Source organism: Gilvibacter sp., from assembly GCF_965601605.1.
Lineage (GTDB): Bacteria > Bacteroidota > Bacteroidia > Flavobacteriales > Flavobacteriaceae > Gilvibacter.
This window is the reverse complement of the sequence record NZ_CBFCWJ010000047.1, coordinates 1-23794: the sequence shown is the minus strand read 5'-3', so window position 1 is coordinate 23794 and position 23794 is coordinate 1. Positions and strand designations below refer to the sequence as shown.

21 protein-coding genes and 1 pseudogene are annotated in these 23794 nt (G+C 43.7%); 15 read left to right on the top strand and 7 right to left on the bottom strand.

The genetic code is table 11. The features are described from left to right. From ACSLP7_RS13780 to asnB, 3 genes and pseudogenes are all read left to right on the top strand, one after another. Positions 1-1835, top strand: a pseudogene (locus ACSLP7_RS13780) (metalloprotease); the annotation flags it as partial. A gap of 175 nt (positions 1836-2010) precedes the next feature. Continuing rightward, complete coding sequence (locus ACSLP7_RS13775; protein WP_435579846.1) at positions 2011-4422, top strand: alpha-ketoacid dehydrogenase subunit alpha/beta; 2412 nt, start codon at positions 2011-2013, stop codon at positions 4420-4422. 231 nt (positions 4423-4653) lie between these two features. Next, entirely contained in the window at positions 4654-6318 is a 1665-nt protein-coding gene (gene asnB, locus ACSLP7_RS13770; protein ID WP_435579845.1) for an asparagine synthase B, read from the top strand. Here asnB and ACSLP7_RS13765 read toward each other — a convergent pair. Both ACSLP7_RS13765 and ACSLP7_RS13760 read right to left on the bottom strand, forming a co-directional pair. Continuing rightward, complete coding sequence (locus ACSLP7_RS13765; protein WP_435579844.1) at positions 6315-7139, bottom strand: SDR family oxidoreductase; 825 nt, start codon at positions 7137-7139, stop codon at positions 6315-6317. The two genes, asnB and ACSLP7_RS13765, sit on opposite strands and share 4 nt — an antisense overlap. An 11-nt stretch (positions 7140-7150) precedes the next feature. Further along, positions 7151-8119: a beta-ketoacyl-ACP synthase III gene (locus ACSLP7_RS13760; protein ID WP_435579843.1), complete on the bottom strand. Its 969-nt coding sequence runs from the start codon at positions 8117-8119 to the stop codon at positions 7151-7153. Positions 8120-8519: 400 nt separating this feature from the next. On the opposite strand from ACSLP7_RS13760, the gene ACSLP7_RS13755 reads away from it, so the two are divergent. Continuing rightward, complete coding sequence (locus tag ACSLP7_RS13755) at positions 8520-11678, top strand: hypothetical protein (RefSeq protein ID WP_435579842.1); 3159 nt, start codon at positions 8520-8522, stop codon at positions 11676-11678. 61 nt (positions 11679-11739) lie between these two features. Here the strand turns inward: ACSLP7_RS13755 and ACSLP7_RS13750 are convergent, their stop codons facing one another. After that, a complete protein-coding gene (locus ACSLP7_RS13750) occupies positions 11740-12579 on the bottom strand; it encodes a 1,4-dihydroxy-2-naphthoyl-CoA synthase (protein ID WP_435579841.1) in 840 nt (279 codons plus the stop codon). A gap of 65 nt (positions 12580-12644) precedes the next feature. Here ACSLP7_RS13750 and ACSLP7_RS13745 point away from each other — a divergent pair, with 65 nt between their 5' ends. From ACSLP7_RS13745 to ACSLP7_RS13735, 3 genes are all read left to right on the top strand, one after another. Continuing rightward, the gene (locus ACSLP7_RS13745) at positions 12645-13769 is read left to right on the top strand and encodes a C1 family peptidase (protein ID WP_435579840.1); all 1125 of its coding nucleotides are present in this window, start codon (positions 12645-12647) and stop codon (positions 13767-13769) included. A 116-nt stretch (positions 13770-13885) separates the two neighbouring features. Then, on the top strand, positions 13886-14311 hold the full coding sequence (locus ACSLP7_RS13740) for a hypothetical protein (protein WP_435579839.1): 426 nt from the start codon (positions 13886-13888) through the stop codon (positions 14309-14311). A gap of 50 nt (positions 14312-14361) precedes the next feature. Beyond that, entirely contained in the window at positions 14362-14820 is a 459-nt protein-coding gene (locus ACSLP7_RS13735) for a hypothetical protein (protein WP_435579838.1), read from the top strand. On the opposite strand, the gene ACSLP7_RS13730 is transcribed toward ACSLP7_RS13735, so the two are convergent. After that, on the bottom strand, positions 14813-15640 hold the full coding sequence (locus ACSLP7_RS13730) for a CvfB family protein (RefSeq protein ID WP_435579837.1): 828 nt from the start codon (positions 15638-15640) through the stop codon (positions 14813-14815). The two genes, ACSLP7_RS13735 and ACSLP7_RS13730, sit on opposite strands and share 8 nt — an antisense overlap. Before the next feature lie 89 nt (positions 15641-15729). Here ACSLP7_RS13730 and ACSLP7_RS13725 point away from each other — a divergent pair, with 89 nt between their 5' ends. Continuing rightward, the gene (locus ACSLP7_RS13725; protein WP_435579836.1) at positions 15730-16158 is read left to right on the top strand and encodes a hypothetical protein; all 429 of its coding nucleotides are present in this window, start codon (positions 15730-15732) and stop codon (positions 16156-16158) included. Here ACSLP7_RS13725 and menD read toward each other — a convergent pair. The 3 genes from menD to ACSLP7_RS13710 are packed head-to-tail and all read right to left on the bottom strand — an operon-like array spanning position 16119 to position 19322. Then, positions 16119-17819: a 2-succinyl-5-enolpyruvyl-6-hydroxy-3-cyclohexene-1-carboxylic-acid synthase gene (menD, locus tag ACSLP7_RS13720; protein ID WP_435579835.1), complete on the bottom strand. Its 1701-nt coding sequence runs from the start codon at positions 17817-17819 to the stop codon at positions 16119-16121. The genes ACSLP7_RS13725 and menD overlap by 40 nt on opposite strands. Before the next feature lie 4 nt (positions 17820-17823). Beyond that, positions 17824-18897, bottom strand: coding sequence for an isochorismate synthase (locus ACSLP7_RS13715; RefSeq protein WP_435579833.1), 1074 nt, complete (start codon positions 18895-18897; stop codon positions 17824-17826). After that, complete coding sequence (locus ACSLP7_RS13710) at positions 18894-19322, bottom strand: PaaI family thioesterase (protein ID WP_435579832.1); 429 nt, start codon at positions 19320-19322, stop codon at positions 18894-18896. Before ACSLP7_RS13710 ends, ACSLP7_RS13715 begins: the two co-directional genes overlap by 4 nt. A gap of 46 nt (positions 19323-19368) precedes the next feature. Here ACSLP7_RS13710 and ACSLP7_RS13705 point away from each other — a divergent pair, with 46 nt between their 5' ends. The 7 genes from ACSLP7_RS13705 to ACSLP7_RS13675 all read left to right on the top strand — a co-directional run. Then, a complete protein-coding gene (locus tag ACSLP7_RS13705; RefSeq protein WP_435579831.1) occupies positions 19369-20016 on the top strand; it encodes an alpha/beta hydrolase in 648 nt (215 codons plus the stop codon). Positions 20017-20053: 37 nt separating this feature from the next. Further along, complete coding sequence (locus ACSLP7_RS13700; protein WP_435579830.1) at positions 20054-20971, top strand: septum formation inhibitor Maf; 918 nt, start codon at positions 20054-20056, stop codon at positions 20969-20971. Next, entirely contained in the window at positions 20972-21460 is a 489-nt protein-coding gene (locus ACSLP7_RS13695) for a YdeI/OmpD-associated family protein (RefSeq protein ID WP_435579829.1), read from the top strand. A 2-nt stretch (positions 21461-21462) separates the two neighbouring features. Further along, a complete protein-coding gene (locus ACSLP7_RS13690; RefSeq protein ID WP_435579828.1) occupies positions 21463-21768 on the top strand; it encodes an aldo/keto reductase in 306 nt (101 codons plus the stop codon). 40 nt (positions 21769-21808) lie between these two features. Then, complete coding sequence (locus ACSLP7_RS13685) at positions 21809-22369, top strand: aldo/keto reductase (protein ID WP_435579827.1); 561 nt, start codon at positions 21809-21811, stop codon at positions 22367-22369. A gap of 2 nt (positions 22370-22371) precedes the next feature. Next, a complete protein-coding gene (locus ACSLP7_RS13680; RefSeq protein ID WP_435579826.1) occupies positions 22372-23160 on the top strand; it encodes a class I SAM-dependent methyltransferase in 789 nt (262 codons plus the stop codon). 10 nt (positions 23161-23170) lie between these two features. Then, a partial coding sequence (locus ACSLP7_RS13675; protein ID WP_435579825.1) for a deoxyribodipyrimidine photo-lyase occupies positions 23171-23794 on the top strand: 624 nt, incomplete at its 3' end.

Below are 23794 nucleotides of genomic sequence, written 5' to 3'. Positions count from 1 at the left end.
CCATCACGGCCAAGTATCTCAAGAACACCTTGATGCTGGACCCCCGAAAGGATCACTGGCTTTACGGAGGGATTCAGGTGTATTTGATGATGAAGTATACCGATCTGTACTATCCAGACATGAAGATCATCGGGAGTTTGAGCAATCTTTGGGTGATCAAATGGTCTCACGCTAGTGATCTGGAATTTAATGATCAGTACGAGCTGCTGTATATGAATATGGTGCGAAACAACTTGGATCAATCCCTGACCACCGCTAAGGATTCTTTGGTAAAGTTCAACAAGAATATCGCCTCCAGTTATAAAGCAGGAGTCGGTTTTAAATTTTTAAAGAACTATTTGGATTCTGATGCCTTAGACGAATCCATCCGCAGCTTTTATCAGCAAAACGTATTGAAACCAACTAGCTCTGAGGCCTTTGCAGATTTAGTGAAGCAGAAAGCAGAATTGCCTGTGGATTGGTTCTTTGATGAATATGTAGAGACCAACGTCCCCATAGACTTTAAGATCAAACGCGTAAAACGTATGGGTGACTCCTTAAGGGTAACCATTAAAAATAAAACAGGTGTAAAAGTACCGGTTCCCCTCTATGGTCTGCATAAGGATTCTATTGTCTATAAGACCTGGTTGGCTCCAGTGGACAGTTTGACCACGGTGACCATTCCTCGAGAAGGGATCAGGCAATTGGCTTTGAACTACAAACGGGTAGTGCCTGAGATCAACAACCGAAACAACTATAAAAACCTCAAAGGGATCTTTAACAAACCGATAGAATTCCGACTCTTTTTAGATGTTGAGGACCCCAAATACAACCAGAGTTTTGTGATGCCCGTCTTTGACTTTAACGTCTATGACGGACTCTCTATTGGGCCTAAACTCTACAATAAAACGGTGCTTCCCAAAAACTGGAACTACCGCATTCAGCCGCGTTATGCACTAAAGTCCAATCAAATTGTGGGTAGTGCTTCTGTGGTTTATACGGATTATATCCAAAACCGTTCTCTTTACGCCATGCGTTATGGTTTCTCTGGTGGAACGAGTTCGTATAACGTCGGATTGAATTTTAGACGCTACACGCCATTCATCACTTTCTCTTTCAGAGATCCCGACAACCTTCGCAGCAATATGCGACAGACCATTAGTCTGAGAAACATCAATATTGATCGTGATGAGGATCCTAACGTTCCTTTGGAAACCCCAAATTACAGTGTATTTAATCTGCAATACACCTATTCAGACAACAACCTGATCGACTTTTATAAGGGAACCTTTAGTTATGAGCTATCGGATCAGTTCAGTAAGGTGACCACTACGCTTGAATATCGCAAGCTATTTTTGAGTAACAGACAGTTGAACCTGCGTTTCTTTGCCGGAGTATTTTTGTTTAATGATACGCCGAGGGATGATGATTTCTTCAGTTTTGCTTTGGACCGCCCTACGGATTACCTATTTGATTACGACTACTACGGGCGTAGCGACGATTCTGGGATATTCTCTCAGCAGATTATCATTGCAGAAGGAGGTTTTAAATCTCAGTTGGAACCTGCATTCTCCAACAGTTGGATAGCCACGGTCAATGCCAGTACCAATATTTGGAAATGGATCTTTGCCTATGGTGACGCCGGACTGATACACAACCGAGATCGAGGCACTCAGGCTGTTTTTGATTCTGGAATTCGATTGAGCCTTGTGGCTGACTATTTTGAGGTCTTCCTTCCCCTTTACTCCAACTTGGGATGGGAACCGAGTTTAGGAAACTACGATCAACGCATCCGATTTATCGTAACCCTAAGCCCTCAAACCCTCTTTAGACTCTTTACCCGAGAGTGGTATTAAGGGCTGCAAATTCATTGATAAATATTTAACAGAATTCCAGAATATTGACATTTATTCAATAATTCGCAATCAAAATCATGTTTGACTGTGAATTTGTTAATATTTCGCCTTCTGCGGCTATTGCTCAATCCGACGATTTTCGCTAATTTTGTGTTCGCGCAAAAAGTAGCACACTATGCAAACACATCCGCAATCAGAAACCGAGATCAGCTTCGAAGATTTTAAGGCTCAAGTACTTAATGACTATCGCATAGCCGTGACCAGTCGCGAATGCAGTTTGTTGGGACGTCGTGAAGTACTTACCGGAAAAGCCAAGTTTGGGATTTTTGGTGACGGAAAAGAAGTGCCTCAGCTCGCTTGGGCAAAGGCTTTCAAAAACGGAGATTGGCGCAGTGGATACTACCGCGACCAGACCTTTATGATGGCCATAGGCGCTTTGAACATTCAACAGTTCTTTGCTGGACTTTATGCACATACTGACCTAGACCACGACCCCATGTCTGCTGGACGTCAAATGGGCGGTCACTTTGCTACCCACAGTGTAGATGCCAAAGGACAATGGAAACGCCTTACGGATCAAAAGAACAGCAGTTCTGATGTCTCTCCTACAGCGAGTCAAATGCCCAGACTCCTAGGTTTGGCCCAAGCTTCTAAGATCTTTAGAAACGTCAAAGAACTTTCTGGGCATACGCAATTCTCTAAAGGTGGCGATGAAGTAGCTTGGGGAACTATAGGTAATGCTTCAACCAGTGAAGGACACTTTTGGGAAACCATCAATGCTGCTGGGGTTATACAAGTACCCATGGTAGTAAGTGTTTGGGACGATGAGTACGGAATATCTGTGCACGCCAAAGACCAAACTACCAAAGAAAATATTTCCGCTGTGCTCAGCGGATTCCAACGCAATAGTGAGGAAGACGGTTATGAGATTATGACGGTAAAAGGCTGGGATTACGCCACGCTGATCAACACCTACCAACAAGCCGGACGTTTGGCTCGTGAAGAGCACGTACCGGTCTTGATCCACGTACAAGAACTCACGCAACCGCAAGGCCACTCTACCAGTGGTTCACACGAGCGTTACAAATCTCCAGAGCGATTGCAGTGGGAACAAGAGCACGACTGTAATTTGAAGATGCGCGAGTGGATGTTGGCAAACAACATCGCTACCGAAGAAGATCTTACCACGCTCGAGAAGACCATAAAAAAAGAAGTACGTGAAGGCAAGAAAACTGCTTGGAACGCCTATTTAAGTGGTCAGTTACAGGAACAAAAAGAAGCGCTTCAATTATTAACAGAAGTAGAAGCTGCAAGTGCAAACGGTAGTTTTATCAAACCGATCCGTGAGAATTTAGCAGCCAATACAGAGCCGTTTAGAAGCGACATTTTAAAGGCAACACGCTCCGTATTGCCGTATTTGGTAGGAGAAACATCCGAAGCAAAAACAAAACTACACCAATGGATCGAGAGCTATAAAGCGCGTATCCAACCCAAATACAGCGCTCATCTATACAGCGAGCATGAAGGAAAGGCCACTGCTATTGCAGAGGTCCTGCCCGTTTATGACAACAGCACAGAAGAAGTTGACGGGCGCGTTGTGGTTCGTGATAACTTTGAACACATCTTTAGAACCAAACCAGAAACCTTGATCTTTGGTGAAGATTCTGGTAAAATTGGAGACGTTAACCAAGGTTTAGAAGGCCTACAAGAGAAATTTGGCGATCTGCGTGTTGCGGACGCAGGAATTCGTGAAGCGACTATTCTAGGCCAAGGAATCGGAATGGCCATGCGCGGCCTGCGACCAATTGCAGAAATTCAGTATCTGGACTATATTCTCTATTGTATTCAGATCATGAGTGATGATTTGGCTACGGTACGCTACCGAACCCACGGCATGCAAAAAGCTCCGCTAATTGTGAGAACGCGCGGACACCGTTTAGAAGGAATTTGGCACAGTGGCTCTCAAATGGCCGCCTTAATTCACCTGCTGCGCGGAATGTACATCTTAGTACCTCGCAACATGACCAAAGCTGCCGGATTTTACAATACGCTCTTAGAAAGTGATGAGCCCGGACTTATTGTTGAGTGCTTGAATGGTTACCGTCTTAAAGAGAAAATGCCGAGCAATTTAGGGGAATTCAGAACGCCGATCGGCGTTGTAGAAACCGTGAAGGAAGGGAGTGATATTACCCTTGTTTCTTACGGTTCTACCCTGCGATTGGTAGAACAAGCTGCAAAATCTCTATTGCAGGTTGGTATTGATGCGGAGGTGATCGATGCGCAATCACTACTGCCTTTTGATCTCAATCAAGATGTAGCTAAAAGTGTGGCTAAGACCAATCGTCTTTTGGTGATCGATGAGGATATGCCTGGTGGAACTTCAGCTTATTTATTACAAGAGATTTTAGAGAAGCAAAACGTGTGGCAGCATCTGGACAGTAAGCCACAAACCCTATCGGCTCAACCACACCGTCCAGCTTATGGATCTGATGGAGATTACTTCTCAAAACCTTCTGTTGAAGATATTTTTGAAAAAGTTTACAGCATCATGCATGAAGCGAATCCACAGGACTTCCCAACACTTTAGAGGGTTTTTCCTGTCCTATTTTTTCAATTCGGATTTTGATATTAAAAAAATAATTCGAACATTTACACCAGATAACAACAGACAAGTTAAGTTAGACAATATGGCTACTTTCAATTTCAATAACAATAATAATAACAGGATGCCCTAGCAGAAACTTGTCGCTAAGATATTGCCCGTCAGGTTTTTGTACTTGACGGGCTTTTTTTTTGATTTAAACTAAACAACAAAATTATGTGTGGAATTGTATGCGCCTTTGACCTTAAGCAGCCTGCTCAGCAGTTGCGACCTCAATTATTAACCATGGCTAAATGCCTCAGGCATCGCGGGCCCGATTGGAGCGGAATCTTTGATCACCCTAAAGCGATCTTGGCTCACGAGCGTTTAGCGATCGTTGATCCTACTTCTGGAAAACAACCGCTCTTTAGTGAGGATGGGAATTTAGTATTGGCTGCAAATGGAGAGATTTACAATCATCAATATTGGCGCAAACAATTTGAAGGCAGCTATAATTTTCAGACTAAATCAGACTGTGAAGTGATTTTGGCATTGTATAAGGAAAAGGGAGCCGATTTCATTGATGATCTGAATGGTATGTTTGGTTTTGCATTGTATGACGTGGAGCAGGACGCCTATCTGATTGCCAGAGACCATATGGGAATCATCCCTTTGTATATGGGTTGGGATAAGGACGGTACTTTTTATGTGGCCTCAGAGCTCAAAGCATTGGAAGGCGTCTGCACCAAGATCGAGTTGTTTCCTCCGGGGCACTACCTATACAGCAAAGATGGGGAGCTCAAAAAATGGTACAGCCGAGATTGGATGGATTATGATGCTGTTAAGGATAACGAGAGCAGTGTTGAAGAACTTCGTGAAGCTTTAGACGCTGCGGTAAAACGTCAATTGATGTCTGATGTACCTTATGGGGTGCTACTTTCTGGCGGATTGGATTCTTCTGTCACTTCTGCTTTGGCCAAGCGCTATGCTGACAAAAGGATTGAATCTGGAGATAAGGAATCGGCTTGGTGGCCGCAGTTGCACTCCTTTGCTATTGGTTTAGAAGGTTCACCAGATCTCGCAGCGGCCCAAAAAGTTGCTGATCATTTAGACACGGTTCACCACGAAGTAAAGTTCACCATTCAAGAAGGACTAGACGCCATTCGAGATGTGATCTATCATTTGGAAACCTATGATATTACAACGGTTCGCGCCTCTACTCCTATGTATTTAATGGCTCGCGCTATCAAAGCCATGGGAATCAAAATGGTATTATCTGGAGAAGGCAGTGATGAGATCTTTGGCGGCTATTTGTACTTCCACAAAGCGCCAAGCGCAGAGGAATTCCATAAAGAAACCGTTCGTAAGCTGAGTACTTTGCACCAATACGACTGTTTGAGAGCTAATAAATCCTTGGCGGCTTGGGGAATTGAAGGTCGTGTTCCCTTCTTGGACAAAGAATTTATGGATGTGGCGATGCGACTCAACCCGAAAGACAAAATGATCAAAGAAGGTCGTATTGAAAAATGGATCTTGCGCAAAGCCTTTGAAGATATGTTACCTGAAGAAGTTGCTTGGAGACAAAAAGAACAATTCAGTGACGGTGTGGGATACAACTGGATTGACACCTTAAAAGCTCAGGTGGAAGAATTGGTCAGCGACGAGCAATTGGCCAACGCTCACTTTAGATTCCCGGTACAACCGCCAACCTCTAAAGAAGAGTTTTACTACCGCAGTATTTTTGAAGAGCACTTCCCAAGCGAAACTGCCGCATGGAGCGTACCTTCTGTACCTTCTGTAGCTTGTAGTTCACCAGTCGCTCTAGAATGGGATGAAAGCTTTAAAAACCAGAACGACCCAAGCGGGCGGGCCGTAGCCAACGTACACGAACAAGCCTACTAGCCAGTAACGTGATAACCGCCATCCACATGTCTGATCTCACCTGTGATGCGGACATCTGGACGGAATAAATGAACGATCTCTTTAGCCAAGTCCTCTGGGGTAGCATTCCCTAGGGGACTCATTTTATCTGAGGTTGACACATCTTCCGGCATAAGCGTTGCTGTTCCTGCTTTGCTTCCCATATACGGTGAGAATCTTACCGCATTGACACGCATGGCATGACTGCGTCCAAGCTCGTCTGCCAGTTCTACCGTAATCCGCTCCAAAGCAGCTTTAGCAATACTCATGTTTCTGTAGGGATGAAAAGTCACCTTCTCCGCTGCAATATAGCTGATCGAGCAAATGGAAGCGCCTCGTTGCAAGACCTCAGCATGCAACAAATGATGCGTCAATCGAATTAAAGAATAAGCAGACACATCTAAAGTGTCACAAAACTCGTCACGCGTAACATCAAGCAGTGGTTTCACTTGCTTATTCCTAATGGTCTTATCCATAGCAATCGCATGTAATAGACCATCCAATACTATTCCTTCTGCCTTTAACTCCTGAGCAAAATCTGCAACGTTTTCCTCTAAAGTCACGTCGAGCACCGCAGTCTTTACGTCCCTTCCTAAAGCGCGTTCTACAGATTGTTGAAAATCTTCAAAGTTGGTATTCAAATAAGCCTTCGCTCTATCTGACAATTCCCCATGGTGCTTGCTTACGCCTAGAGCCGTACAGACTACTTTTCCGCCCATTTTGATAATCTCTTTGGCGGTATACATCGCTAAAGACTGTTCGTCTGCTATTCCTGTGATCAAAAATGTTTTACCTGCTAACATATCTATTTGGTTTACCATTTATACAAGGCCGTTCCCCAAGTCCATCCGGCTCCTACGGCTGCAAAGAGCAGCAGATCGCCTTCTTCGGGTGGCTCATTTTTTAAGGTTTCATTCAATACGATGGGGATAGTTCCTCCCGAGGTATTGGCGTATTTGTCCATATTGGTTTTAACCTTTTCAAAAGGCAAACCTACTTTTTCTGCGATGGTCTTTAGAATACCAATGCTCGGTTGATGCGGAAGCATATATTTGAGTTGATCAACATGAGTATCATTGCGCTGTAATAAAGTCATGATACTCTTGGGCACGACTGCTGTAGCTGTTTCAAAGACTGCTTTACCATCCATAGTGAAATAATGTCCTCCATTACTTAGTGTTTCTTCGGATGCAGGTTGCTCTGAACCTCCGGCATAAACAGTGAATCCGTCTTTTCCGCGGCCATCCGTATGCAATAAAAAGTCTATAAAACCTTTGTCCTCTTCTGTTGCTTCAAGGATAATAGCTCCTGCACCATCGCCAAAGAAGACAGAATCACGACGGTTCCAATCCGTAATATTAGAAAAGGTATCAGCCCCAATAACCATTACTCTTTGGAACATTCCAGAGCTGATGTATTGCGCTCCCGTAGCCAAGGCAAATAACGCTCCTGAACAAACTGCGGAGATATCAAATGCAACAGCGCCAAAAGCTCCGAGCTTCTCCTGGACAAAACACGCGCATGAAGGCGCTGGCCTATCGGGAGTTGCAGTTGCAACAACGATGAGTTGAATATCCGTTGGTGAGAGATTAGCATCTTCCAAAGCACGCTTGGCTGCCTTTGCAGCTAGATCACTGGTTGTTTGATCTGTCACTACCCGACGCTCTTTAATGCCCAATCGTTTGTGAATCCATTCATCCGAAGATCCTACGGCTTCAAAAAAACTGTTGGGGACAACTTTTTCTGGTGTATAAGAACCAGTTCCCTTGATGTATGCTCGCATTTTTCAAAAAAATTTAAGCTTTAAAAGTGGGCATTTTCAAGAGGGCGGCAAGGGCAAGTGGCAATAATTTGAAAAGGATTATCAATATCGCAATCGGAGCTAATGAAAATGAGAATACTCTAATAAATCGTCAGGAAATGACCTTGGAATTCAAAATTTCACAATGAGCTATTCGCAACGAAATCGTTTTAGTAATTTTAATTAATCAACTTTTTTGTTAAATATTTGAATTATTTAATCAAAAAAAGTTGAAACATCAATTATTTCTTACCCTGCTCAAATGGCGCATTATTTCTTAGAAAACAAGCAATGTTACAATCCTTACCACTATTGTTACAAATGAGCAACAGCTTCTTTAGGGATGCGGATAGTTTTACATCAGTAAAAAACCGCTCGTATTATGAAAACGCTCATAAAACGATTTTCACTGGTGGTCCTTGTTGCCTTCTTATCCCCACAAGTCGGCACAGCACAGGTGGGAATCAATACCCTAAGCCCTAATGCCAGTCTGGACATTCCAGCATCTAGCTTAACCACACCAAGCAATCAAGATGGAATTCTGATTCCACGAATAGATGAGTTCCCCGCAACCGACCCAACACTTGCGCAAGATGGAATGCTGATATTTGCCACAGGAAATGGCTCCGTGTCTCGCGGTTTTTATTATTGGAATCAAGCAGGAACCAATTGGGTAAATATTGGTGGCAACGGCAGTGATGCCGATTGGTTGGAATTGCCCTCCAACTCCCCTGCTGATGACATTGCAGACAACATTTACACGCTAGGCAATGTGAATATTGGACAAGCTGCCGTCGCTCCAGCTCCATTAAATATTTATGCCGGTAATAATGACAATACCATTCGTGTGGTCTTTGACGGAACAGACAATGCTGCTAAAGTCGGCGCACGGATTATCAACTCTAATACGGGAACAGGCGCCAAAGTAGGCTATGATATTACTTACGGTGGCTCTGGGAACGGACAGAAAGTCGGATTTAGATCCACCGTTGCGGGAGGAACCACAAACGGTTCACCTTTGTATGGTGCACTTCATACCGTAGTTGGTGTTGGTCCAGGAGCGCGTTATGGATCATATAATACTATTTCATCCTCTGGTACTGGAGATCATTACGGCACCTACAACAGATTGATTAGTACAGACAGTTCTCCTAAATACGGCGTTTACAATCAACTCTCAAGTGGAACAGGAATTCGTTATGGTGCTTACAACGCTATAAGCGGTGGTTCAGCTAACAACTTCGGGACTTACAATACCTTAAACTTAGGAACTGGTGATAAATACGGAAGCTACAATTTTATCAATAGCACCAGTGATGGAACCCATTATGGACTATATTCAGAAGTGACCAAAGCAGGAAGCTATGCAGGATATTTCTTAGGACAAGTAAGTATTGGCACCTCAACCACTAACAACTACCTTTTACCTGCTTCCCGCGGAACTGTAGGGCAAATTATGCAAACCGATGGAAGTGGAAACATCACCTGGCAAAATTTAAGCGCCTTGGACGATGACAGTATCAATAACCTCAGCGATGGGAGTAGCGACGGCAACAGCGTCTTTTTAGGGGTTGACGCCGGGCTATCGGATGACGGAACCTCTAATCAAAACATTGGTATTGGTCAAAGTGCACTGAGAAACAATAGCGGTGGTGTAAACAATGTCGGGATTGGTCATGGAGCTTTAAGGGCAAATAGCAGTTCTAACAACACGGCAGTTGGATCCGAAGCATTGTCCAATACCTCCACTGGTACTAATAATGTGGCTCTGGGTTCAAGTGTCATGATAACCAATGAAACTGGATCAGATAATGTAGCCATTGGATATCAAGCCCTTTACTCAAACACCAGCGGCTCAACCAGTATTGCCATAGGCTCCCAAGCTCTGAGAAATGATCTCAGTGGCGGAAGCGTTGCCATTGGCTATAATGCCTTATTCAGCAATACTCTTGGATCCAGCAATTTATCCATTGGATCGAATGCGCTTTACAACAACACCACTGGAGATGCTAATGCAGCGTTCGGAACCAGAGCACTATTCGCCAATACTATGGGGTCAAACAATATTGCCCTTGGTAGCTCGGTACTCGACGCGAACACCACTGGAAATGGAAATGTCGGCATTGGTTCAACCAGCTTGACAGATTTAACATCTGGTGATAACAACACCGCAATTGGGACCAACAGCTTAAATGATCTCAGCAGTGGATCTAACAATACCGTAGTTGGTTTTGGAGCATTAGAAAGCGCGACAACAACCAGTAACAATACCGCTATTGGTAGTGCAGCAATGCAAACCGGTTCGGGAGGCGCAAACACCGCCGTCGGTGTAAATGCCCTCCGTCGTGTCAGTGGGTCGGGTAACACCTCAATTGGAACCAATTCTGGGCTCAATGTTCTTTCTGGAACCTCTAATACGTTGGTGGGAACTCTGAGCGCAGCTAGCTTGGACTCTGGCACAAGTAACACTATTATTGGTGAAGGAGCTGCTCCAGGATTAACCACAGGGGGTTTGAATATTATTATTGGGCAAGGAGCTGGAAGCAGCGGCAATTCAAGAGGATTTCGCAATACCTTAATTGGAACACAGAGCGCAACGAGTTTGACTACCACTTCATCAGGAAACGTATTCATTGGATTCCAAGCGGGCGCGCTTGAAACAGGCTCTGATCAATTGTACATTGACAACTCGAATACTAGTGACCCTCTAATTCATGGAGATTTTAACACCAATAGAATAAGGTTCAACGGCTTTGTCAACATCAATGGGGCATATAATATTCCCAATACGGATGGGGCGGCCAATCAAGTACTGACCACTAACGGGAGCGGCACAGTGAGCTGGGCAGACAATGACAATTCCTGGTCACGTACCGGCAGCGTCCTGAACCTTTCTAATCCAGGAGACGACATCACTTTTACCAATGATCAAACCAGCATAAGCTTCCCAGCTTCTGCAGGAACTCCGGCTCCAATGCTCTATATGTTCTCAGGAGGGACAACTAACAGCAATAAAATGTTGGCAGCACATTCTACAGCCTTTGATGACTGGGGAATCCAATATAGTGATGTTGATGATTCCTTCCGATTTCTCTCAGGAGGTACGACTGTTGTAGAGGTAGATCTTTTCATTGGAGCTGGAGATTCCGCCATGACTGTCAACGGAGATATCTCCGTGAATGGAGATGTCATTACAGACACGACTACGTATCCAGATTACGTTTTTGAAAGTTATTTCAATGGAAACTCAGAAATCAAACCCGAATACAGCTTTCAAGAATTAGCGGCTGTGGCCGCATACATTGAGGCTAACGGCCACTTACCCAATGTCAAATCTTACGACGAGATCGCTGCTGCCGGAATGAAAATTGATTTGGCCGAGACTGCAATGACCAATTTAGAAAAGATTGAAGAGGCCTATCTATACCTCATCGAACTGAAAAAAGAAAACGAAGAACTCAGCGAGCAACTTAACCAACAAAGTGCGCTTATAGATCAACTAACTGAGCGACTTGAACGAATTGAAGCAAAACAAAAGTAGCGGCAATTCAATTGATCTGTAGGTAGAACAAGAGGTGGTTGTCAACTCATCACAACCTGCCCTACGGCAACCACTTCTTTTCAAAATCAGGCTTGCGCTTCTCTAAAAAGGCATCCCTTCCTTCTTTGGCCTCATCAGTCATATAAGCTAAGCGTGTTGCTTCACCTGCAAAGACTTGCTGGCCAACCATACCGTCATCCGTTAGGTTCATGGCAAACTTGAGCATTTTAATGGATGTCGGCGATTTAGCCAAAACCTCTTGAGCCCACTCAAAAGCAGTGTCCTCCAACTCATCGTGTGGAATTACGGCGTTAACCATGCCCATTTGAAAAGCCTCATCGGCTGAATAGTTTCGGCCTAAAAAGAAAATCTCACGGGCCTTTTTCTGCCCGACCATCTTAGCGAGATAAGCAGATCCATAACCGCCGTCAAAACTTGTAACGTCGGCGTCCGTCTGTTTAAAAATAGCGTGCTCTTTACTGGCAAGGGTCATATCGCAAACCACGTGTAAACTGTGTCCACCACCAACGGCCCAACCTGGAACGACTGCAATAACTGCCTTAGGCATAAAACGGATCAAACGTTGAACTTCCAAGATATTCAATCGGTGATAACCATCATCACCAACATATCCTTGATGCCCACGCGCTTTTTGATCACCTCCACTACAAAAACTATAGACTCCATCCTTGGGAGAAGGCCCTTCAGCGCTCAGCAAAACAACTCCGATGGAAGTGTCTTCTTGCGCATCGTGAAAGGCGTCCAACAATTCACTGGTAGTTTTAGGACGGAAAGCGTTGCGAACTTCAGGTCTGTTGAAGGCGATGCGTGCCACTCCGTCACACTTTTTATAGGTGATATCAGTATAGGTTTTGGCGGTGATCCAATTTGCTTTAGACATATTCACTATTTTCGTGTAAAAATAAGGCTTTTTTAGCTGAGCCACTCTTAAAAACCTTTGCTGTTATGCGTCCTATTATCACTACTCTAATTCTGTTATTCACCTTTGTTTCTAATAATCAAGCACAGGAACCTTATCAATTTACAACGCTTATTGATCTCGAAGCGACACCTGTGATCAGCCAAGGGGTAACAGGCACTTGCTGGAGCTTTTCAACCTCTTCTTTTTTAGAGTCTGAAATTATGCGGATCTCTGGACAACAAATTGACCTATCAGAGATGTATAATGTGCGCATGACCTATCCTAAAAAAGCATGGAATTACGTCATGAGACAAGGCAAAGCTCAGTTTAGCGAAGGTGGATTGGCCCATGATGTGATCAACTCGGTCCGAGATTATGGCTTGGTACCTAATCGCGCCTATACGGGCTTGGAAGCTGGCGCTGATAGACACAACCATGCAGAAATGGTTGCAGTGATCAAAGCTATGTTGAATACCTATATTGAGAATCCAGGACGCAATTTAAGCTCGAATTGGCAAACGGCCGTTGCAGGTGTTTTGGATGTCTATTTAGGAAGTATTCCAGAGCAGTTCCTTTTTGAAGGAAAAAACTATACGCCAAAGTCCTTTTTAAAAATGACCGGTTTGGATCCCGAGGCTTATGTGAGTATTACTTCTTTTTCTCATATGCCGATGTACGCCCAGAGCATTTTAGACATTCCGGACAATTTCTCTAACGGGAGCTTTTACAATGTTTCTTTGGATGAGCTCATGCAAACCATAGATAACGCCTTAGAGAATGGCTATACCGTTGAGTTGGATTGCGACGTAAGCGAACGCGGCTTCTCTTCTAAAAATGGAGTTGCTGTAGTTCCTGCGGATGCGAGCCTGACCCCAAAAGCCTGGACAGCCATTTATCCAGAGCTCAAAGTAGACCAAGACCTGCGTCAAGAACGTTTTGAAAGTTTCAGCACTACGGACGATCACTTAATGCACATTACTGGGATTGTAAAAGATCAGCAAGGCAATCGCTATTACAAAGTGAAGAACAGCTGGGGTACGGCAGAAGACCGAACTGCTTTTGGTGGCTATGTGTACTTCTCAGAAGCTTATATGCGCCTTAAAAGCATCAGTATTATGGTACACAAGGATGCAGTGCCAAAAAACACAGCTAACAAACTGAATCTCTAAGACTTAGGGTAGTTTATCGAATTTATCGCCCGTTTATCTAAAACACTGGTTTCCAGCCAAGTGATTTGAATCGCTTCTCTTAGGCCAACCCTAGCTTTGTACAAAAATTCTAGGGGATGAGAGTTGAGCGTTCAGTTATCTATAAATTTTGCAAGAAAGAAGTCAATTTAGAATGTACCGATCTATACTTTTTTGATGATTTTGTGATCTCGCAAATGCACGAGGCTTCTGTTTATGATAGAGACGCAGCCTACAGCATTATTTTTGCGATCTCTAATTTCTTCCCTGAGAATAAACCCTTCCATTATATTTCTAACCGCATACACGACTACAGCATCAATCCCGTAGACCTTAAGTGGTTTTTGGAGCTTTTCCCCGCCATGCAGTCCTATCATGTAGTCTTTTACGAAAGTCCAAGCAAGAGTCATCTAGAACTTGAGTCCCTTTTCGCCCCTATCCCCATTATTGCACATAAGCAATTGATTCAAGCTCTAGATGCCCTTTTGTTGCCTAGCAACCGTATTTCCAAGTACAAGCGTTAACATACGGCTAGTATAATTTTGGTGCGATTTTTGCTATTTTAGCAACAGCTATGAGAAGGCCAAGAATCTATTTACTGTTACTCTTACTGCTTGGGTCTGCGTCTGTTTGGGCGCAAGAGCCAGCTACCTTTACCATAGATTTTGGTGCTTTTGTCTTAGAAGATGAGCCAGATATATTCTCTGAGGAGTACAACTTTGTTTATACCGGATCCTATCCGTTAACGCCAATTGTTTTCAATACAGAGGCGGGTTCCTTCTGGGAGCCTGTAGATATGTCCGCTGCAATTGATAAGACCAATCGAGACCGGGTGCGCGCCATGTCTATTAGACCGATTCGGGTGAAATCTCTCGGCTTTACGGTTCAAAGTCCGTATGCCAATGACAAACAATCCAAAGTGACCAATACCGTTTACACAGAAATGCGCGGATTGCAACTCTTTGATCCTTTAACTTCTCGTGGATTTTGTTGGCGCTGTTCGCCTTACAGCGGGAATCGTTTTTTTAGGTAAGACTGATTCCGTCTTCTTCAATCTTTACCTTTCTGGCCTTGTATAAGGACCCAAGGGCCTTTTTGAAGCTCTTTTTACTCATTCCGAGCAATTCTTTGATGGTTTCCGGATCACTCTTGTCCGTTACCGCTAGAAAGCCTCCAGCCATTTCGAGTTCCTCTAATAGGAATTCTGCATTGGGTTCAATACTGCGATAACCCTCTTGCTGGAGCAAAAGATCGATCTTATTATCTGGCCGGATCTTTTTCACATAAGCCGGTAACCGGTCCCCGCTTCTAATATCCTCAAAGATATTTTCAATATAGATCAAACCGTCATGTTGACCGTTCACAATGGCATTGGCACCCCGCTCCGTAATGTGAGTGATCAAAATATCGACTTTGTCGTATTTCTTCAGGGTAATATTCTCATTAGAAAGGTATTTCTTGGTCTTAGAAGATCCTACCAAACGCTCTGTCTTCGGATCAATGTAGATATATACGGTATACCAGCTGCCGGGATTCATTTTACGGGCTTGCTCCTTGAAGGGTACAAACAAGTCCTTCTCAATCCCCCACTCCATAAATGCTCCATGCGACGTTTGCTGAGAGCAGCGCAAATAAGCAAACTCTCCTACTACCGCCTTAGGAGTAAGTGTGGTAGCGATCAAACGAGCTTCATTGTCACGATACACAAATACTTCAATAGCATCACCAATAGCGTATTGTTGAGGCTTGTATTTGTGGGGAAGTAGAACTTCGTTCTCCTCGGCATCTCCTAAGTAAAGCCCAGGATCTGTCTCCCTTAAGATAGTTAGTGTATTGTATTGACCCAATTCCATGCGGCAAATGTACAACTTAGACCAACGCTAAAAACAAACAGCTTTTAATTTGTTCCTCATTGCAGGTTTGAGTATTTTAGGCCTGCGATATGAATCTCACTCCCCACACCCACTTCGATGACGGTCGAATCCCCCGTCACGTTCAATATTCCGCCCTTGGAAACATCTATTTCTATGATCAATTGGTTATTACTGAGTTCAATGAAGGTGTCAATATTTCCTATGTTACGGGCATTCAACTTTTAATGGAATGTCTCAAGTACATCGGCCCAAAACCCTTTACCATGATCTCGAATAGAATCAATAGTTATTCGGTTCAGCCGAATGATTATAAGTATCTGGAGCGGGTACCTAATCTAAAAGGAATAGCCATTGTTGCCAAAGACTCGGTCAGCGCTGCTAATGCCATGTTAGAATCCAAATTCTTTACCAAGGCCTTTGCGGTTTTTGACGACATTAAAAGTGCAAGCGAATGGAGTCAGTCCTTAATTGATCCGGATTTGACTGCTGCAAAGTAGTCCAGAAGTAGCTTATCGTTATCCTCTCTAGGGGTGAATACCTCTAGGATTGCAGGTCTATCTCCTTGCCAGAAACCATCTCCTAAGTTTTGTTGTAGCTCGGTCATTGTCCTAGCACTGCTGTAATCCCAACCGTACATTTGCGCTAACGATTCTGCGCGCAGTCCATGCACCGTTTCAAAATAAGTGATGAAATTATCTTTGGACTTATCTCCCGGAAGGATTCTAAAAATTCCACCTCCTGAATTATTGATCAAAATGATTCTAAAATTAGCAGGCGTATAATTGTTCCAAAGCGCATTGCTGTCGTAGAAAAAGCTGAGATCACCTGTCACAAACAACACAGGTTTTTCACAGCTAACGGCATGGCCAATAGCTGTACTGGTGGAGCCATCGATACCGCTGGTTCCTCTGTTACAATACACGGCCACACTTTCTAGTAATTCAAAGAGTTGCGCATAACGTATGGCGGCACTATTAGCCACTTGCATGATAATTCCCTCCGGCAAGGCATCAAACACAGCACCGTAGGCCTTTAAGTCTGAAAAGGGAATAGCCGCTAAATAACGGTGATGATTCTCTCTAAAACTGTCTCTTTTGGCCAACCAGTCTTTTTGATACGATGCGTTCTGACTTCCTTGATTTTCGGGAAGTGCATTTATAAAATGAGTCGCCCGGGATTGAATATGTCCTTTCAGCGCAAAATAGGTGTCATAAGCCTCTAAAGGATCTACGTGCCAATGCCATTTTGGTGCATGCCCACGCAATAAAGCCTTGATCTTTTTAGAAACCACCATACCACCAAAAGAAATCAACAAATCAGGTCTGAGTTGCTCCAATTCTTCTGAGTCCAAGGCCGCGATCAATTGATCGATACCGCTGACAATCTTAGGATGATGTAAATTAGAAGTGGTCTCCGTGAGCATTAAAACCCGAGGATCGTTCAGTAACTTTTCAAGCACCTCAGAAGGTATGGATTCCGGAGGCATTACTCCAGCGATGATCATAATTCGCTCTGCCCGATCAAAATCTTCCAAAAAATCTACCGGCAACTGCAACGCAGCAACTTCATTTGGTGTATTCGCCAAGGAATAGTTTACCGAGGGAGCTGCCACCAACTGATATAAGGGTTCTTCAAACGGCAAGTTGAGATGTACGGGGCGTTTTGCTGAAATTGCCGTACTCAAAGCCTCTTGAAAATACTGGTGATTAACCGAATTTGGACCGCAGTCTTCTATGCACTGAGCAGAGAAGCTTACGTGGTCGCCAAAGACACCTACTTGTTTAATGGTTTGCCCATCTGCTATATCGATCTTATACGAAGGGCGATCCGCAGATAAAACAACCAGTGGAATTCTGCTGTAATAAGCCTCTGCCACAGCAGGAAAATAGTTCAATACCGCAGAACCTGAGGTACAGATCAAAACTGTTGGAACTCCATCAAACTGACTCATTCCTAAACCAAAAAATGCCGCTACGCGCTCATCAACTATGGAAAAGCACTCAAAATAGGGATCATTGGTAAACCCTAAAGTAAGGGGTGCGTTCCTGGATCCAGGAGAAATAACAACTCGAGAGATCCCATGCACTTTACAGGCTGCAACAGCCAATTGCGCTAAGGGTATGCTGGAATATGTCTCTGCTTCGGGGTTTTGGGCCATCGTTCTAAGACGGAACCGGCAAGCGTAGAATTTGCTTCATGGTTTCGGCTTTATTCACAGTCTCTACCCATTCATCAAAAATGTTTGAGCCTTCTGTGACGCCTCCACCTACAAAAATCTCGGCTGCTTGGTCCGTAATTTTCATACAACGCAAATTTACGTATAGTTGCGTATTTAAACCAGAAGTTACTCTACCTAAATAGCCCGTATAATACTCCCGATCGTAATTTTCGTGTTTGCTGATGAAATTCTTGGCCTTGGTTCGAGGCAAACCGCATACGGCCGGTGTAGGATGCAAAGCCTCCAAAACACGGTGTAGCATTTCCTTTTTGTTCTTTAGCGTACCCGAGATATCATTACATATATGCCAAAGCGCTCCCGCTTGTTTATTGTAGGTCTTAGAAACCACAATGACCTTTGCCAAGGATTCCAGACTTTCTGTAATTGCCTTAGTGACAAAGCTTTGTTCATTGACCTCTTTTGGTGTCCATTGCGGATTGATGTCTGGAAAGACCTTTTGTGTTCCTGCTAAGGCCATGGTCTTAAAGGTGGTCCCATCTACCTTGATAAAAGTTTCAGGAGTTGCACCGATCCAAAACCCAACCTTAGGATGAAAGAAGGAGTATACAAAAGCATCGTGGTAGTGTTTTAAGGTGGCCATAAATAGTGCGATCGGATCAAAACTGCCCGACACCACTTCTTTTCTGCTGCAAACTACTTTGAGCAGGTTTCCCTTATTGATTTGGTCAATAGCATCTCCCAACATTTGCTCATAGTTGACGGCCACAATAGGTACATCTGTTGCCGCAACTCGAGGAGCTAAACTTTGAAAATATTCTGCATCGAGCTCTGCTGAGATTGCATCAGCGTGTTCGTCAGGGATAAGTATAGCGCGGTTCTTATTGGAATAGGGCATAAAAACAAAGCCCGTACGCGTTAGGTTTTTTACCAAGTGTTGCTTGTCGCTCTGCTGCAGCAATGCATGGACTTGTAGGTTGTTTGGTTCATTATAGAGTACAAAAGGAAGGTTGTTTTTAAAATGCGATTCAACTTGGGGAGTAAAATCTGAAAGTGTCATGGTTTTTCCTTGTAAAGGGTTAGCGTTGTTAGTTTTACGAGTGAGATTAAGTTATTTTCATTATCGGTAATTCGGATCTGCCAAAGCTGTGTGGTCCTTCCCTTATGCATTATCTCCGCCTTGGCGAAAACCTCCCCTTCCCGAATGGATTTTACGTGATTTGCTGCAATTTCAATTCCGCGGACCTGTACATCCTTTTTTCCGAGGAAAATAAAGGCCGCTGCGCTTCCAACACTTTCTGCCAGTGCCACTGAAGCGCCCCCGTGAAGTACACCATCAGGCTGGTGAACTCTTGAATTCACGGGCATTTTTGCAGTTATGGAATGATCGTTAAAATCAACAAATTCAATTTGGAGGGTTTCCATCAGGGTGTTTTTGCACATTTGATTGCAACGCGCTAAAAGTTCTTCTTTGGTATACTCCATTTGAATCGTTTACTTTGTAAATATACAAAATTAGGCAGCAGCATTTATGACTACAAAACGGGTTATTTACCAAAACTCTAACAGCTATGAAACCTTGAATGAGCGGCGAGAAAAAGACCAAAATCTCTGGTTTGCTTTTCACGGAATGGGCTATTTAAGCCGCTACTTTTTGAAGTATTTCAAAGCTATGGATCCAGAGTCAAATTATATTGTAGCGCCTCAAGCCCCTAGCAAATACTATCAAGGTCCCGATTTTAAACATGTAGGCGCAAGCTGGCTGACCCGAGAAGACACCCTAGCAGAAACCCAGAACATCCTGAAGTACATCGACGCAGTTTTTGAGTCGGAATCCTTAGACACCTCTCAATTGATCCTGATGGGATATTCGCAAGGCGTTTCTGTAGTTTGCCGATGGATGGCCAGTAGAAAGATTCAACCAAAAATGTTGGTGTTGCACTCAGGAGGGATTCCCGTGGAACTAAAGCCATCTGATTTTGAGTATTTGGACCCGCAGACACCCGTCTATTATATCTACGGAGATAAGGACCAATACATCACTCCAGAAAAACTAAAAGATCAGAAGGAAAGAGGTGAAAGTCTCTTTGACAACCGCCTGCGCATTCGTACCTTTGAAGGAACACATGAGGTGCACACCAAAATGCTGAACGAATTAGCAGAAAAAGGACAGCTTTAAGACCAAAAGAGCACCTCTGACCTAAAGCCATTTAGCGATGAGAATCTTATTCACTTTTCTTTCATTAGTACTGATCCTCGGAAGTTGTAAAGAGGCTAATGAGATCGCAGCAGTTGCTCCAGAAGATACTGTAGAAGAAGCTTACAAATACACACCCTCTCAGGAGCACAAAGACTATTGGTTCAATGGAACCGCAGAGATATCAAGTTATACGCTTTCGCAAGCTCGATATGGAGAACTCCGAGAAGGACAGGCAGCCATGATCTTTGTCACTGAACCTTTTTCTAAAACAAGCTTCACTAAGGCAGACAATCCAACGGCGGCAGATCCATCAGTACTCAAACTGAATTTTACCAAGAACTTCAATACGGGGATCTATCCTTATTCCATGATCAATTCAAGCTTCTTTCCTTTTGAGGACGGGCAGCACAGTTTAAAGATCGCCACTTCTGTTCAAGAATGGTGCGGTCATGTTTATATGGAGCTTAAGAATACGGATCAATTTGAAATTGATATCAACTCGTATTTTCAAGGAGAAGGACAAGAAGGGTTGCGTCTGAGCAAAGCTCTTTTAGAAGATGACCTCTGGGCTATGATCCGATTGCAATCAGATAATTTGCCACAAGGCGAGCTCGAGATGATCCCAAGCTTCTTCTACCTCCGCTTAAAGCACGTCAAAGCACAAGCTTACAAGGCAATAGCGAGCTTGAATGCCACAGATAGTATCAGCAGTTATACGGTGACCTATCCTGAATTGAAGCGCGAGCTTAAGATCGAGTTTCAAACAGCCTTTCCACATCAAATAATGGGCTGGGAAGAAAGCCATCCCAAAGGATTCGGAAGCAGTGATATGATTACCACTACAGGAACCTTAATAAAAAGTATTCGGTCAGATTATTGGCGCAGAAACAGCAACAGTGACAGCGTTTTAAGAGACACTTTAGGATTAAAATAAGTGGCAGATATCTATTCCTATACAACCACCGTCAAACAGCAAGGCAAAGGCTGGTCCTGCTACCTTCCCTTACCCGAGACTCATATTGACAAATTAAAGGAGGGTGGCAATAAGCGGGTCATTGTTCACCTCAGTCCTGATTACAAAGTCCATGCAGCCATACTTTTTAGAAAAGCCTTTGGGCATTTTATCATGCTGAGCAAAAAGCACATGAAAGCGCTGGAGCTGGAATTGGGAAGCGAGGTTAAAGCCACAGTGAAAATAGACGATACCAAATACCAGTTTGAAGTACCCGAGACCTTTGCAGAGGTGATCCGAACAGATCCCGAGGCGGAAGCCATCTTTGAAAAACTGACCCCAGGAGGTCAACGCAGCATTTTAGCAGCAGTAGCTGCAGTGAATAATACAGACAAACAGATCGATCGCGCCTTAAAGATCGCCGATCTTTTGAAACAAGGAGTAACTAACATTAGAACCATTAAATTCTGAGCATGCAATCCAGCAGAAAACAACTTACTGAAGACCTTAGTTTTTCAACCTTCATTCACGGCTATTGGCGTTTGAAGGATTGGGAATACTCCCAAGACGACATCTTGAATTTACTCGAGCAAGGATTAGACCTAGGAGTCACTACCATTGATCATGCCGACATCTATGGGGATTACGAATGTGAAGCCATCTTTGGCAAGGCCTTGGCCAACAAATCAAGTTTGCGCGACCGACTGGAATTGGTCAGCAAATGTGGGATCAAACTACTCTCTGAAAAATATCCGGAGCGAAACGGTCAAATCCTATGATCTGAGCTACGATCATATTGTAGGTAGTGCAGAACAATCATTGAAAAATTTACAAACGGATTATTTGGATGTCTTGCTTTTGCACAGACCCTCTCCCCTATATGACCCGAGCGAAGTTGCACGCGCCTTTGATCATCTAAAGCAAAGCGGAAAAGTACGCTATTTTGGAGTTTCAAATTTCACACCTCAGCAAACAAAAACCTTGCAATCCTATCTGGATCAAGATATGATCACCAATCAAATTGAAATCTCCGTGAATTGTTTGGAGCATTTTGATAATGGAAATATTGACTATTTGCTAGAAAAGCACATGCATCCTATGGCTTGGTCTCCTTTGGCTGGAGGGAAATTATTCTCCTCGGCAACCAAAGATCGCATGCCCTTGTTAGAAGTTATCCATGCCATTGGCGCAGAACTTAGTACGGATATAGCCACGGTCATGTATGCATGGCTACTCAAACACCCTGTGGGCATCATGCCAATTGTTGGGAGTGGCAAAATTGAACGTTTAAAGGATGCGGTAAACGCGCAAAGCGTAGCACTGACCGATGAACAGTGGTTTAGAATTTACGAGGCAACCTTAGGTCATGAAGTTGCGTAAAGATGGATTACAAAGCAATAAATAAAGCCAGTTGGAACACCCGAACAGCATCCCATGTTGAGTCTGATTTTTACGATTTGCCGGGATTTTTAAGCGGAAACAACTCGTTGAATTCCATTGAATTGGAATTGTTAGGCGATGTGAGCGGGAAATCAGTTTTGCATTTGCAATGTCATTTTGGGCAAGACAGTCTTTCTCTCGCCAGAATGGGAGCTAAAGTTACTGGGATGGATCTCTCCGATGCAGCCATTGATAAAGCCAGAGAGCTAAATACGCGTTTGGATTTAGATGCTAGTTTTATTTGTTGTGACCTTTATGACCTACCCAATCATTTGGACAAACAATTTGATGTGGTCTTTACCAGCTACGGCACTATAGGTTGGCTCCCTAATCTGGATCGATGGGCGGAGGTAGTCAATCAGTTTCTAAAACCCGGAGGTGAGTTTGTCATGGCAGAGTTTCATCCTGTGGTTTGGATGTATGACGATGCGCTGACAGGCGTGACCCACAATTATTTCAACGACGGTCCAATTGAAGAAACCTCAACAGGATCCTATACCGATGGCGCCAATGACTTTACCGCAGATTACGTGACTTGGAACCATCCCTTGAGCGAGGTACTCACTGCCCTTTTGGATCAAAAACTGACGCTAAAGGCATTTCAAGAATTTGATTATTCGCCATACAACTGCTTTGAGCAAACTGTTGAAGTAGCTCCGGGCAAATTCCAACTAAAACCATTTGACAATAAAATCCCCTTAGTGTATGCCTTAAAATGCACTAAACCCTAAGAATTGCGCTATGAAAGAGAATGAAAAAATTGCTTTATTCTGGTTTCGCAGGGACCTAAGGCTCCACGACAATGCAGGCTTATACGCAGCGGCTGATGGAGATCATAAAATACTTCCGCTATTTATTTTTGATGAGAATATTTTAGAAGAATTGCCAGCAGATGATGCTCGGGTGAATTTCATCTATGACAGCCTAGAAAAGTTACAGAGCAAATTGAGTGATGGTCAAGCAGGGTTTTGCATTCGCAAAGGGAATCCGCTAGACGTTCTTAAAAAGCTAGCGACGACCTATAATATTGCGGCAATTCACACCAATCGCGACTACGAACCTTATGCTCGTAAACGGGATAAAAGCGTTTCGGACTGGGCGAAATCCGAAGGGATTACCTTTAATCGCTACAAAGATCAAGTGATCTTTGAGCCGCAAGAAGTCCTTAAAGATGACGGCGACCCTTATGTGGTCTACACTCCTTTTAAAAACAAATGGCTGGAACGTTTCCAACCGAGTGAACATAAACCTTATCCTGAGGTTACCGCAGATGCCTTTGTCAAAACCACGGAAGAATTTCCTAGCAAAGAGGAACTGGGATTTGAGGAATCCGAGATCAAAGTACCCGATTACCATTTGGATGTT